The sequence below is a fragment of the Limnohabitans curvus genome (genome assembly GCF_003063475.1).
GTDB classification, from domain to species: Bacteria; Pseudomonadota; Gammaproteobacteria; order Burkholderiales; family Burkholderiaceae_C; genus Limnohabitans; species Limnohabitans curvus.
This window is the reverse complement of sequence record NZ_NESP01000001.1, coordinates 212,921-225,590: the sequence shown is the minus strand read 5'-3', so window position 1 is coordinate 225,590 and position 12,670 is coordinate 212,921. Positions and strand designations below refer to the sequence as shown.

The following is a 12,670-nucleotide window of genomic DNA, read 5'->3' as shown; positions in this document are numbered from 1 at the left end:
TTTTTCACATGACAAGCTCATGATCGCTAAGTCTTGAAACACATGAGGACCATCAGACGTGAAAAACTTTTTAGAAGCCTTGCGCATCCAGCGTTGGGATGACCATCGCTATTACCACCACTGCCGCATCAATCAATCTTTGCATTTGCTCAGTGCGATTTGTTTTTTGATCTCGTATGCTTTATTGTTTGTGAATCCCGCTTGGGCCGCTTTGTTGGCTTGGTTGGTGTCGATGGTGGCGAGACAATCGGGCCATTTCTTTTTTGAACCCTTGGGCTATGACCATGTGAACGAAGCCAGCAACGAGTTCAAAGAAGAAATCAAAGTGGGCTTTAACCTGCGCCGTAAAGTGGTGTTGCTCAGCATTTGGGTGTTGCTGCCGCTGGTGATTTATTACTTCCCTGGCATGTTGGATGTGGTGCCTACGCATGAAACATGGGTCGAGTTTTCGGAAGCTGTGGGCTACTCGTGGTTGGCCTTGGGTGTGGGTGGTTTGTTGTTTCGCACCATTCACTTGTGCTTCATCAAAGATGTGCAAACAGGTTTGGTGTGGATGATCAAAATTCTCACAGACCCATTCCACGACGTGTACCTGTATCACAAAGCACCTTTGCAGCTGTTGCGTGGTCAGCGTTTTGACGAAGCGTTTTTGCACTCAGCTCAATAAAATACGCCATTGAAGATTGAAAGGCGTTCAGGTGTTTCACCTGAACGCCTTTTTCTTAACGAAACAAGGTTTCTTTCAAGATGCTGCGACGGATGCTTTTGTGGGTCAGTTCAGGTGAATGCCACCACCAGCCATCGTTTTTCATTTGCGTGGCGGCCATGACAAAGCGTTGCACCACTGTTTCAAAGTCATCGTCGCTGTAGTTCAGGCTGAAAATCAAACGACCTGTGCCGACCCAGCTCAATGCCAAGCCATGGATGCGCAGGTAGTACTGCAGCATCCAGTGGTAGCGGCTCGGTTGTGTGTAAGAGAGGGTCCACACACTCGACATATTCGCGGCTTGCAGCGGGATGTCGTTGGCTTGCATGACGCTGTTGAACCGCTGCGCGCGAGAATTCCAGCGTTCATCCAGACCTTCGTACACGGCTTGAATTTCAGGTGTTTCTATTTGGTCTAAAAAAGCAGACATGGCACCCATCACCACGGGATGCTCTTTGAAGGTGCCGCGTGCAAAGCAAATATCCGCAGGGCGGTCGGCATGGAAGCGGTGCATCCACTCTTTTTTGCCACACACCACACCCACAGGGAATCCGCCCCCCAGTGTTTTGCCGTAAGTCACCATGTCGGCTTTGACGCCGAAATATTCTTGTGCGCCACCGGGGGCCAAACGAAAGCCTAAGAAGACTTCATCAAATATCAGCACCACGCCGTTGTCGGTGCACGCTTGACGTAGTTTGTGCAACCACGCGGTGTAAGCCTGTCGGTCATATGCCGCTTTGCGACTGCCGTCGACCAAAGTGGTGTCACCCGGTGCATTGGCGTTGGGGTGCAGGGCTTGCAGCGGGTTCACCAGCACGCAGGCAATGTCTTTGCGTGTACGAATCACGTCTAAGCTGCGTTCACTCATGTCACTGAGTGTGTAGGTTTCGCGCGGTGGCATGGGGTTGCCAGGGCCTGGTTGCACGTCTTCCCACCAACCGTGATAAGCGCCACAAAAGCGCACCAAGTTTTTACGCTTCGTGTGGTAGCGAGCCAAACGCACGGCCTGCATCACAGCTTCAGTACCAGACATGTGAAACGACACCTCATCCATGCCTGAAATTTTCTTGAGACGCTCTGCGTTGCTGGCAACACACGGGTGATACGCACCCAGCGTGGGGCCCAAGCTTTGTGTTTTGGCCATGCCGTCGGCCATCGTCTTTTTATAAAAATCTGCACCAAACACATTCACGCCATAAGAGCCAGTCAGGTCGTAAAACGATTGACCGTCTAAATCGGTCACGTAAACGCCAGTGGCTGATTGCAAAAACGACCCCACCTTCAAATGTTCTTGGACCAAGGGGCTGAACTGAAAGGGTACGCGGTAAGCGGAGATGAACTGCATGTCCGAGATGCTCTCTCTAGCCGCTGCCGTGGCTTGAATGCTCAAGGGGTGACGCGCTTTGAGCACTTCGGCAATTTTGAAAAAAGCTTGTCGACGAAGATTTTGTACGTCGAATGGCGCGTTGTCACATTTAAAGAACATTGGTTCATCAAAATGGTAGCCGGGCAACAGGCGAGCCAAACGTTTGGCCATGCGTGAATGACCTGCCAGCGAGCGGTGCTTGGCGCGTGAGAGTTGTAGTCGTCGATAGATAGACGGTGCCAATGTCGCCAATACGCCCAAGCTCATCCATGTGGTGTTCACAGTCAATTTCCTTGTGTAAGAGATCTACCTTTGTATTTAAATTAAGTGACAAGACGATGAAGATTCGACATCAATTGCAAAATTTTCTCCTGCAAGAGGACCTCAATTTTTTACTCACAAACCGTATACCGCGTATCACTTTGACGCGATTCATGGGGTGGTGGAGCCAGCTGCGCCATCCATGGGTTGTCAAAGGCTCTATCGCGGTGTGGCGCTGGTTCACCGATTTGGATTTGAGTGAGTCAAGGCAACAAACATTTGCCAGCGTTCACGAATGCTTCACACGTGAACTACGACCAGGTTTGCGCCCCATCAATGCTGACCCTGCTGTGATGACTTCGCCTTGCGACTGCATCGTGGGGGCATGTGGCGAAATTCGGGATGGCACGGTGTTTCAAGCCAAGGGCTTCCCGTACACCTTGGACAGCTTGTTGGGTTCTATGGAATTGGTGCAACGCTGGCCCAGCTTGTTAGAGGGCGGCACATTTGTCACTCTGCGTTTGACCAGCAGCATGTACCACCGCTTCCATGCGCCTTGCGATGCAGATTTGAATCATGTGACCTACATCTCAGGCGATACATGGAACGTGAACCCCATTGCATTGACGCGTGTGAAAGAGTTGTTTTGTAAAAACGAGCGTGCCGTGTTGCAAATGAAAACCACCCAAGGCATGCCGTTTTTGATCGTGCCTGTGGCTGCGGTGTTGGTGGCAAGCATGCGGTTTCACGCTGTGGATGTACTGTTGAACCTTCGTTACAAAGGCCCCAATGAAATCCCCTGCGATGCGAGTTATGTCAAAGGGCAGGAGATGGGGTGGTTTGAACACGGCTCGACCATCTTGGTGTTTGTGCCGCCAAGTTTTGGATTGGCCGATGGCATTGAGAGTGGCAAGCGAATTCGCATGGGGGAGTGTTTGCTCAAAAGGCTTTGAGTGTTATTCAAGCATCAGCATGGCGGCAGTGGCTGAGATGAGCATCATGCCCAAACCAGAAGCCATGCGATGGCCATAGCCTCGACTACCGCTGGCATACGATAAAAATAGTTTGGACAGGGCGCTTGATGCCAAGATAGCGATGACGCCCCACCGGGCATAAGCAGATTGAATGGGGTCCTGTTGGCTGAGTTGCGCAATGCTCACAGCGGCAGCGTGAATTTCGACCAATCCCACAAAGACTGATGCTGCAAATGTGCCTGAATCACCCACGAGATTTCTGAGCCAAGCAGAACAGAGTGTGACTGCGCTGATGGTGAGCGCAATGATCAACGCGTGCGATGCTTTGAAGGCATGGTGTGTTGATGGGAGTAAAAGGCTTTCTTTCGTGTCTGTTTGTTGTATGAAATAAATTGCACAGATCAATAAAGCAAGGCCTGCTGAGATGAGCGGCCACTTGACGGACAGCATCAACTCTGGGCTGCTTGTTGCAAGCACCATCGTGAACAAGATGAGCGAGGAGAGGGTTGACAGCAATGCGGCGGCGCTAGCCATTGATTCGAGTTCAGGTTTTTCATGTGCTTTTCTTGCATAGGTTGCGACCGCAACGGTGGAAGAAATGAAACCACTGAAAAAGCCAGCCAATGGCAAGCCCCAGCGCACACCCGATGCACGCATACAAACGTGAGCCACGATGCCAACGCCCATGATCAACACAACAATCTTCCACATGGCGTAAGGATTGAGTGCATGCCACGGGTCAATCGCTGTGGTTGGTAAAAGAGGCAAAACCACCAAGGTGGAAGCGCACAGCATCAGCGCATCCTCTAATTCATGTTCAGTCAATATCTCTTGGCTAAACCGTCGCAATGGCTTTTTGACAAATAGCAAACATGCGACAACGACGCCGATGGCTGCAGATAAAGAGGCGTCTTGCATGGCAAGACCCGAAAGAACCAAAGTTAAAAGCAAAGCAAATTCACCGGTCATGCCTGGGTCTTGTTGTGCCGAATGCCGGTAACCAATGGCAATCAACACGCCTGTGATGAGCAAGGTGGTGACAAAAGTAGATGGCCCAATGCTGAAGGTGAGTGAGCCCAATAAACCTACGATCGCATGTGTGCGTACACCTGCTTTCATCACGCCAGGTTTGTGTAAACGTTCACGAACCGTGCCAATGAGCATGCCAATGCCTAAGGCTGTCAGCAGACCAATGAGTGATGTATTCCAATTCATCTGCGTATCTTAGTGAGTCACGGTTTTTTGAAAATATGTATGTGAATTAAATGCAACCGTCACAAATGTCACATATTTGTCACGATAAATCGTCACACTCAATATCTGTAAAACAGGTGAAAAAATGACGACAGTCGCAACTGGCAAAGAGCCGCATACACAAAGAAATTCAAAGGTTGAATGGCTGGACCGTGATTTGAGTTTGCTCGCCTTCAACGCGCGCGTGCTCGATTGGGCCAAACGCGCAGAGGTGCCGCTGTTAGAGCGTTTGCGTTACCTGTGCATTGTGTCGTCTAACCTGGATGAGTTTTTTGAAGTCCGCGCCGCGCTGCACAGCAGCGTGGAGCATCCCAAGGCACCGCTGGATGCCGCAGGTACACACGCGCAGCACTCGCTCAGCAAAGTGGCCCATGCCTTGGTCGAAGAGCAATACGCGTTGTACAACGATGTGCTCACGCCTGCGTTTGCCAAAGAGGGCGTGCGTATCTTGTCGCACGGCGATCGAACTTTGACGCAGCACCAATGGGTGAAGTCTTTTTTTGAACGTGAAGTGCGTCCCTTGCTGCTGCCTGTGGGCTTAGACCCAGCACACCCGTTCCCACAAGTGGCCAACAAGTCGCTCAACTTCATCGTGCGCTTGTCAGGCAAAGATGCGTTTGGTCGTGACAACGAAATTGCGATTGTCAAAGTGCCACGCAGTTTGCCGCGTTTGATTGCTTTGCCTGAGAAGCTCTGTGGCAAGCGTCAGTTGTTTGTGTCCATTTCCAGTGTGATTCGTGCGCATTTGAAAGACCTGTTTCCGGGCCGCGATGTGGGGCAGTTTTCACAGTTCCGTGTCACGCGCCATTCGGATTTGTCCGTGGACGAAGAAGATGTGAAAAACCTGCGCACCGCGCTGCGCAAAGGCCTGGTGCATCGCAATTACGGGCAGGCTGTGCGCTTGGAGGTGTCGTCGGGTTGCTCAGAGTATTTGTCTGAATTCTTGTTGCATCAGTTTGAGTTGCCGCACTCGGCGCTGTACCGCGTGCATGGCCCTGTGAACTTGGTGCGTTTGAATCAGCTGATTGATTTGGTGGACAACCCCAAATGGTTGTTTCCGCGTTACACCGCCAGCTATCCGCAACAGATGGTGACCAATGGGTCTCTCTTTGAGCGCTTGCAAAGTGGTGATGTGATGATTCACCAGCCTTACGAAAGCTTTGATGGCGTGTTGGCGTTCTTACGCGAAGCCGTGCGCGACCCCAATGTGTTAGCCATCAAGCAAACCATTTACCGCACGGGCGCTGATTCGGTGCTGATGGAGTTGCTGCGAGAGGCGGTGCAACGCGGCAAAGAAGTGACAGTGGTGGTGGAACTCAAAGCACGCTTTGACGAAGAGGCCAACATCAACTGGGCCGAGAAGCTGGAATACATCGGTGCACAAGTGGTGTACGGGGTGGTGGGTTTGAAGACTCACGCCAAGATGCTGCTGGTCACGCGTCGCGAAGGCCGCAGCATTCGTCGCTATGCGCATTTGTCCACGGGCAACTACAACCCACGCACAGCCAAGCTCTACACCGACTTGAGCCACATCACCTGTGACCCCAAGCTCACACAAGATGTGGAGAGCGTGTTTAACCTGCTGGCGAACCAAAGCAAGATTCCACGCTTGAACAAGCTGATGATTGCACCGTTCCAGCTACAACGCAGCTTGATCGACAAGGTAGAGAAAACAGCACAAGCCGCTGCACAAGGTGTGGCCAGCCGCATCATCTTGAAGATGAACACGCTCACTGATGAAAAGCTGATGGAGGCGCTGGTGCATGCTGGGCAGGCCGGCGTGCAGATTGATTTGATCATTCGCGGTGCGTGCATGTTGCCCGCGCAGCGTCCGGGTGTGACCGACAACATCCGTGTGCGCTCCATCATTGGTCGCTTTTTAGAGCATTCACGTGTGTTTTATTTCCGCACAGGTCATGATGAGTCTTTGTATTTGTCGAGCGCCGATTGGATGAACCGCAACATGCTTCGCCGTGTCGAATTGGCATGGCCTGTGGAAGATGCTGCCTTGCGCCAACGTGTGATTGATGAGTGCTTGGTGGCTTACCTGCACGACAACGTGGACGCATGGAGCTTGAATGCCGACGGGCAGTACACGCGTGTGCAACCCATCAAGCCCAAACGTACATCCATCAAGGCGGCGCAACCGATAACACCTGTGCCATTGCATGGCGCGCAAGCCGCGCTGATGGCGCTGTATGCCGCCAAATCGTGAGACCGTCAACGAAGGGCAAACCATGGATTTGATTTTGTGGCGTCATGCAGAAGCAGAAGTTGCCCCTGAGGGCGGTGACGACTTGTCGCGCTCACTCACCAAGAAAGGCGAGCGTCAAGCCATGCGTATGGCAGCTTGGCTAGACCGTCATTTGCCTGAAGGCACGCGGGTGTTGGTCAGTCCCTCACGGCGCACGCAACAAACTGTTGCACCCTTGGGTCGTAAATTTAAATTGCGCGATGAATTGGTGCCTGAAACATCCGTGGAGGATGTGCTGCACCTTTTGAAGTGGCACCCCGAAACTGGGCCGCAACTCAAGGGGCCTGTCTTGTTGGTGGGGCATCAACCTTATTTGGGCGAGCTGGTGGCCAAGCTGCTGGGCATGCAAGAGCACACATGCCCTGTGCGCAAGGGCGGCGTGTGGTGGTTGCGCACCCGCCTACGCGACGGTCAACCCCAAACGGTGTTGCTGACCGTCGCATGTCCTGAACTTACTTCGAGTTCTTGGGACGACCGGTCTTGATGGTCGGTACATTGCTCAATGCTGCTTTGAACTGAATGTCGCTCATGGCGGCGAGGGCTTTGACGCCAGCGCGCAGCAATTCGCTTTTCTTCACAGCTTGACCGAGTTTGCCTGCGCGAACTTTCAGGCTGTCGATGACCACGTATTCGTCTTTAGGAATGGTGAAGCTGTCGCGTACCAATTTTGGTTTTTTGACTTTGGCTGGTTTCACCACTTTGACGGCTTTCACGGGCTTTGGTGCGGCTGTCTTGATGGGGGCTTTTTTAACTGCAGTTTTTGTCGTTGCTTTTTTCACAACTGGTTTTTTAACGGCAGCTTTTTTCGTGGCGGTTTTTTTCACAACAGGTTTTTTGGCTGCTGGAGTTTTGACTGTTGGTGCTTTAACGGCAGCTTGAACGAGGGCTTTTTGAGCAGTGGTGTTCACTTGTAGATTCCTTCAAAATTAATGAAGTAAACAGTTTATACGGTTTAATTAAATGCACCAAGTGTCACATATGTCACTTGTTTGTCACAAACTCAAATGCCCAAGGTGTTTTTTGCCATGAGGCGCTTTCTTGTTTCAGTAAGTGCGTCGATTGCGGATAGTCATTGACCCATGCATCAGAAGCGGTCAGGGTGATGCGTTGCTTGTGATCATCGCAGTGCAGCTTCAATATTTGGTGTTCGGGGTCTTTGCGCGCGTGGCAAAGAATCAGGCTTAGGCGCAAGGCCATCAGCAGTTTGGCAAATTCGGTTTCTTCCAGTTCGGCTTCTAATTTTTTGAGCTTGCCGCGTTGGCCCAAAACCAACAAGCCCAATCGGTGAAGCTCGGGCATGCTAAAGCCCAAAAGGTCAGCGTTGTCTAGGATGTAAGCGCCATGCTTGTGGTAGTCGCTATGAGAAATCGCAACACCTACCTCGTGCAGCTGAGCAGCCCAGCTCAGTTTGCGGCACCGTCGTTCCATGTGCGTGGCTTCATCGCTGCTCAGCTTGGGGTACATGAACTGCAACAGGTGCACGGCCACACGACCCACGCGCTGGCCTTGGGTGGTATCGACTGAGAATTTCACAGCCAACCGTTGAATCGACAAATCGCGCGTGTCTGTGTTGTGATCTTCGCGTTCCACCATTTCAAACAACACGCCATGGCGCAAGGCACCTTGTGCCACATGCAGCTTTGTGATTTGCAGCAGCGTCATCAAAGCGCGCAAGACACTCACGCCACCACCAATCACGGCGCGGCGGTCGTCTTTCAGACCTTCGAGTTGAACTTTGCTGGCTTGGCCTGCGCGAACCAAGCACTTCACCAACCAATCCAAACCTTCTAAGCTGATTTCGCCTTCAGGGAAACCAGACAAAGCCAAGATGTCGGCCACCGCACCTACCGTGCCTGATGCACCGTAGGCTTTTTGCCATTGGTCACGTGGGTACGCGGAGATGGCTTCTTCAAGCACAGCTTGTGCGGCAATTTCAGCGCGGTAAAACGCTTGTTCTGTGAACTCGCCCGTAGGGAAATACGTCATCGACCATGCCACGCTGCCCACTCGGAACGAGGCAGTTTCTCTAGCGTCTAAGCCTTGGCCTAGCACCAGCTCGGTGGAGCGTCCGCCAATGTCAATCACCAATCGACGTTCGTTGTCGCTTGGCAGCATGTGGGCGACGCCTTGGTAAATCAGGCGTGCTTCTTCGGGACCTGCGATGACTTCGATGGGGAAGCCCAAAATTTCACAGCCCTTCATCAAAAACGCTTCACGGTTTTTGGCTTCGCGCAACGTCTGTGTCGCCACAGCGCGGACCTGTGATTTTTTGAACCCAGCCAACCGCTCTGCGAATCGTGCCAAACAGTCCCAACCGCGCTGCATGGCTTCTTCGGTGAGGTTACGGTCGTCGTCTAAGCCATTGCCTTGACGCACCGTTTCTTTGAGGTAGGCCACACGCTGAATTTGACCGTGGTCATAGCGACCAATTTCGAGACGGAAGCTGTTGGAGCCTAAATCAATCGCTGCGAGGAGTGTGCCGTGTTTCATGAAAACAATATTACCGTTTATTCATGACAATCTTATGTCATTGCTTTGTCATGAATTGCGCTTAAAGTTTGCGTCACTTATTTCATTGAGGCTGCTATGAATACCTTTGACGAAAACGACCAACGCAACCATCCACGTCCGGAGGACACTGATTTCAGCCACATGGTGAACACCCTGTTGAGCCGTCGCCAATTGCTGGGCGCAGCAGGGGCGGGAGTGGGTTTGTTCTTGGGCGGTCAAGGTTTGGCGCACGCGGCCCCCGCAAGCGCGAACGCTGGCCTACGCATTGGCTTCACACCCATTGCCGCCAATTCTTTGGACACCATCACCGTGCCTGCAGGCTACCAGTGGCGCGTGTTGGCTTCGTGGGGCGATGCCATCCTGCCTGGTGGCACTGCGTTTGACCCCGCCACGCGCGGCACAGCCATCAGCCAAGGTTTGTCCATCGGCGACAACAACGATGGCATGAGCTTTTTCAGCTTGGGCGCTGACCACGGTGTGATTGCCGTCAACAACGAATACGCCAATTACGAATACCTGTTTGTCAACGGCCGTTGCAACAGCATCGAAGACACCCGCAAAGCACAAGCTGCCCATGGCGTGAGCGTGTTTGAAGTGCGTCGCATGGGGGGCGTGTGGAAGCTGCAACCCCAGGCCCGCTTGAACCGTCGTATCACGACTAACACCGACATGCGTTTGAGCGGCCCCGCCGCAGGCAGCGCTTTGTTGAAAACCCAAGCCGACCCCACAGGCACCGTGGCCTTGGGCACGTTCAACAACTGCGCCAATGGCCGCACGCCATGGGGCACGTACTTGACTTGCGAAGAAAACTTCAACGGCTACTTTGGCACCGCCGAGAGCCTGCCCCAGAATGTGGCTGAGAACGCCGCTTTCAAACGCTACGGCATCAGTGCCAAAGGTGCGGGCCTGAACTGGCACCCCTTCGATGGTCGATTCGATTTAGCCAAGAATCCCAACGAACCCAACCGTTTTGGCTGGGTGGTCGAGATTGACCCGATGGACCCCACCAGCACGCCCATCAAGCGCACGGCCTTGGGCCGTATCAAACACGAGAACGCTGAGGTGGTGGTGAACGCCGACGGCCATGTGGTGGTCTACATGGGCGACGACGAAAAGGGCGAGCACATTTACAAATTTGTGTCTGCTAAAAAGTTCGATGCCAAGAATCCAAAAGCCAATCGCGATTTGCTGGACGAGGGCACCTTGTATGTGGCGCGCTTCACCACGGTGGACGGCAAAGCCCAAGGCGATGGTGAATGGCTGGAACTGACCCATGGCAAAAATGGCTTGACCGCAGAGGCGGGTTTCAAAGACCAAGCTGAAGTGCTGGTACACACACGTTTGGCTGCCACGGTGGTGGGCGCCACCACCATGGACCGCCCCGAGTGGATTGCGGCGCACCCCACACAAGCGCAGGTGTATGTGACCCTCACCAACAACAGCGACCGCGGCACCAAGCCAAACCAAGCGGTGAACGGTCCCAACCCACGCGCCAAAAACGTGTACGGCCAAATCGTGCGTTGGACACCTAAAGGCAATGACCACACGGCCAACCAATTCACATGGGACATCTTTGCGTTGGCAGGCAACCCCACACTGCACAAAGACGCCTATGCAGGCTCGGCCAACATCACGCCCGACAACATGTTCAACAGCCCTGACGGTTTGGCCTTTGACCGCGATGGCCGCTTGTGGATTCAAACCGATGGCGACTACAGCAACGCCAAAGATTTCGCAGGCATGGGGAACAACCAAATGTTGTGTGCCAACCCTGTGACAGGCGACATCAAACGTTTCTTGGTCGGGCCAGTCGCATGTGAAATCACTGGCATGGCGTTCACGCCTGACCATAAGACGATGTTTGTGGGTATTCAACACCCAGGTGAAAAGTTGGCAGCTTCGCACTTTCCACAAGGGGGCGATGCCGTGCCGCGTTCATCCATCATCGCCATCTCACGCCGCGATGGTGGCGTGGTGGGCGCTTAAAGATTTAAGCGTTTCAGTGGCTCAAGGCCGCTAGCTCGGCGCACACCTGCGCCAAGCTAGGGCGCTGGGATGGTGTGTCATGCAAGCACCGTTGCGCGAGTTGGGCCAAGGCTTGAAGTTGGCGGGTCTGTGAATGAGCGGACGCGGCGTCACACTGCATCGTCAGTTCTTCCAGCAAACAACCCAGAGCACGTACTTCGAGTTTTTCCAAACCCTGCGCAAGTGCAGCATCGTCCGCATCAAAAAATGCCGCAGCGCCAAAGTCGCTCAAAAGGGCATTGCCTTCAGACGTGTGCAAGATGTTGTGCGCGTACAAGTCGCCATGCAAGATGCCGCGTGCGTGCAAGTGCTGCGTGACGGATGCCATGCCAATGGCCATGCGCAGTGTGGCGGGCCAGCCAAAACGTGGGTGGGTGGGGTACACATCACGCGTGCAACTCTCTAAGCTGGGAGGGTCTGCCAAGTTGCCAAATTCGGGCGGGATCAGCGGCATGACCAAGGCTTGTTTGTCGTCTGGATGTTCGACCACGCGCGCCATGGCCGACACCAAATGCGGATGCGCGCCTGCGTGCATGCAGGCCGCCATTTCGCAGTCAGGCAAGCCATCGCTGGTGACGGCACCTTTGAATAGCTTCACCGCTACGGCTTGTTCACCTTCGCGAGTCCGCAGAGTGGCTTGGTGAATCACACCAGACGCGCCTTCACCCAGTTGGTGTTGCAGTTGTAGCTGAGACCACGCGATGTGCTGCATGGGCGCATTGGCTATCGCCGCAGATTCCAAATGTTCGCAGAATGGGTTGCTTGCGTAGGCCAGCCAAGTCAAGCGTGGCATGTTGAGCAGCCAGCTGGGAAATTCAGTCAACGCATTGGCTGATATGCGAAGGAGTTCTAAGCGGCTGCACTTCGCCAGCTCTGGTGGCAGGCGACGTAGATGATTGCCAGCCAGTGCGAGCTTTTGCATCTTCGTGCATTGCCCAATTTCAGCGGGAAATTCAGTGAGTGCGTTGTCCGTGAGAATGAGCCAGCGCAACATCGGAGGCAAAGCCTTGGGCGAGACATGCGCGATGCGGTTGGCTTTGAAGCCCACCATGCTGAGCTGCTGACATTGGCCCAGCACTTCGGGCAATTCGGTGAACGGGTTGTCCGAGCAAAAAATCACGCGTAGCTTGTGCAAGCGTGGCAGGTCATCGGGCAGGGCGCTCAGTTGGTTGCCCGATAAATCTAAGATTTCCAGCGAATCAGCCAATTCAAAAATTTCGCGTGGAAACTCGGTCAAGCCGCAGCGCAGTTGCAAGCGTTCGATGCCAGCCAGTTCGCCACGACGCAGTTGTTCAAGGGTGTGCATGCTTCAGCGCAAG

The 12,670-nt window shown here is 53.5% G+C and carries 10 protein-coding genes; 5 read left to right on the top strand and 5 right to left on the bottom strand.

Annotation, left to right across the window (positions count from 1 at the left end; translation table 11 throughout):
* The first annotated feature begins 58 nt into the window (after positions 1 to 58).
* The gene (locus tag B9Z44_RS00910) at positions 59 to 667 is read left to right on the top strand and encodes a hypothetical protein (protein ID WP_108401441.1); all 609 of its coding nucleotides are present in this window, start codon (positions 59 to 61) and stop codon (positions 665 to 667) included.
* 55 nt (positions 668 to 722) lie between these two features.
* Here B9Z44_RS00910 and B9Z44_RS00905 read toward each other — a convergent pair whose 3' ends face one another.
* Positions 723 to 2,354: an aminotransferase class III-fold pyridoxal phosphate-dependent enzyme gene (locus B9Z44_RS00905; RefSeq protein WP_245912734.1), complete on the bottom strand. Its 1,632-nt coding sequence runs from the start codon at positions 2,352 to 2,354 to the stop codon at positions 723 to 725.
* Positions 2,355 to 2,506: 152 nt separating this feature from the next.
* Between B9Z44_RS00905 and asd the strand changes: the two genes are divergently transcribed.
* On the top strand, positions 2,507 to 3,286 hold the full coding sequence (asd, locus tag B9Z44_RS00900) for an archaetidylserine decarboxylase (protein WP_245912733.1): 780 nt from the start codon (positions 2,507 to 2,509) through the stop codon (positions 3,284 to 3,286).
* 3 nt (positions 3,287 to 3,289) lie between these two features.
* Here the strand turns inward: asd and B9Z44_RS00895 are convergent, their stop codons facing one another.
* Positions 3,290 to 4,522 carry an MgtC/SapB family protein gene (locus tag B9Z44_RS00895; protein ID WP_108401439.1) on the bottom strand — a complete coding sequence of 411 codons (1,233 nt, stop codon included), beginning with the start codon at positions 4,520 to 4,522 and terminating at the stop codon, positions 3,290 to 3,292.
* Positions 4,523 to 4,646: 124 nt separating this feature from the next.
* Here B9Z44_RS00895 and ppk1 point away from each other — a divergent pair, with 124 nt between their 5' ends.
* Positions 4,647 to 6,776 (top strand): polyphosphate kinase 1, encoded by a 2,130-nt coding sequence (ppk1, locus tag B9Z44_RS00890; protein ID WP_108401438.1) that lies wholly within the window; start codon positions 4,647 to 4,649, stop codon positions 6,774 to 6,776.
* A 22-nt stretch (positions 6,777 to 6,798) separates the two neighbouring features.
* A complete protein-coding gene (locus B9Z44_RS00885) occupies positions 6,799 to 7,299 on the top strand; it encodes a SixA phosphatase family protein (protein ID WP_108358906.1) in 501 nt (166 codons plus the stop codon).
* Here the strand turns inward: B9Z44_RS00885 and B9Z44_RS15435 are convergent.
* The gene (locus tag B9Z44_RS15435; RefSeq protein WP_108401437.1) at positions 7,268 to 7,723 is read right to left on the bottom strand and encodes a hypothetical protein; all 456 of its coding nucleotides are present in this window, start codon (positions 7,721 to 7,723) and stop codon (positions 7,268 to 7,270) included. The two genes, B9Z44_RS00885 and B9Z44_RS15435, sit on opposite strands and share 32 nt — an antisense overlap.
* A gap of 73 nt (positions 7,724 to 7,796) precedes the next feature.
* Positions 7,797 to 9,305 carry an exopolyphosphatase gene (ppx, locus tag B9Z44_RS00875; protein ID WP_108401436.1) on the bottom strand — a complete coding sequence of 503 codons (1,509 nt, stop codon included), beginning with the start codon at positions 9,303 to 9,305 and terminating at the stop codon, positions 7,797 to 7,799.
* Between the two features lie 96 nt (positions 9,306 to 9,401).
* Between ppx and B9Z44_RS00870 the strand changes: the two genes are divergently transcribed.
* Entirely contained in the window at positions 9,402 to 11,312 is a 1,911-nt protein-coding gene (locus B9Z44_RS00870; RefSeq protein ID WP_108401435.1) for a PhoX family protein, read from the top strand.
* Between the two features lie 13 nt (positions 11,313 to 11,325).
* Here B9Z44_RS00870 and B9Z44_RS00865 read toward each other — a convergent pair whose 3' ends face one another.
* Complete coding sequence (locus B9Z44_RS00865; RefSeq protein WP_108401434.1) at positions 11,326 to 12,657, bottom strand: leucine-rich repeat-containing protein kinase family protein; 1,332 nt, start codon at positions 12,655 to 12,657, stop codon at positions 11,326 to 11,328.
* Positions 12,658 to 12,670 lie beyond the last annotated feature (13 nt).

What these genes read in the sequence shown, in the direction of transcription:
- B9Z44_RS00895 (WP_108401439.1), bottom strand. Translation starts at nt 4,522, where the DNA reads ATGAATTGGAATACATCACTCATTGGTCTGCTGACAGCCTTAGGCATT.
- B9Z44_RS00885 (WP_108358906.1), top strand. Translation starts at nt 6,799, where the DNA reads ATGGATTTGATTTTGTGGCGTCATGCAGAAGCAGAAGTTGCCCCTGAG.
- ppk1 (WP_108401438.1), top strand. Translation starts at nt 4,647, where the DNA reads ATGACGACAGTCGCAACTGGCAAAGAGCCGCATACACAAAGAAATTCA.
- B9Z44_RS00865 (WP_108401434.1), bottom strand. Translation starts at nt 12,657, where the DNA reads ATGCACACCCTTGAACAACTGCGTCGTGGCGAACTGGCTGGCATCGAA.
- ppx (WP_108401436.1), bottom strand. Translation starts at nt 9,305, where the DNA reads ATGAAACACGGCACACTCCTCGCAGCGATTGATTTAGGCTCCAACAGC.
- asd (WP_245912733.1), top strand. Translation starts at nt 2,507, where the DNA reads ATGGGGTGGTGGAGCCAGCTGCGCCATCCATGGGTTGTCAAAGGCTCT.
- B9Z44_RS00870 (WP_108401435.1), top strand. Translation starts at nt 9,402, where the DNA reads ATGAATACCTTTGACGAAAACGACCAACGCAACCATCCACGTCCGGAG.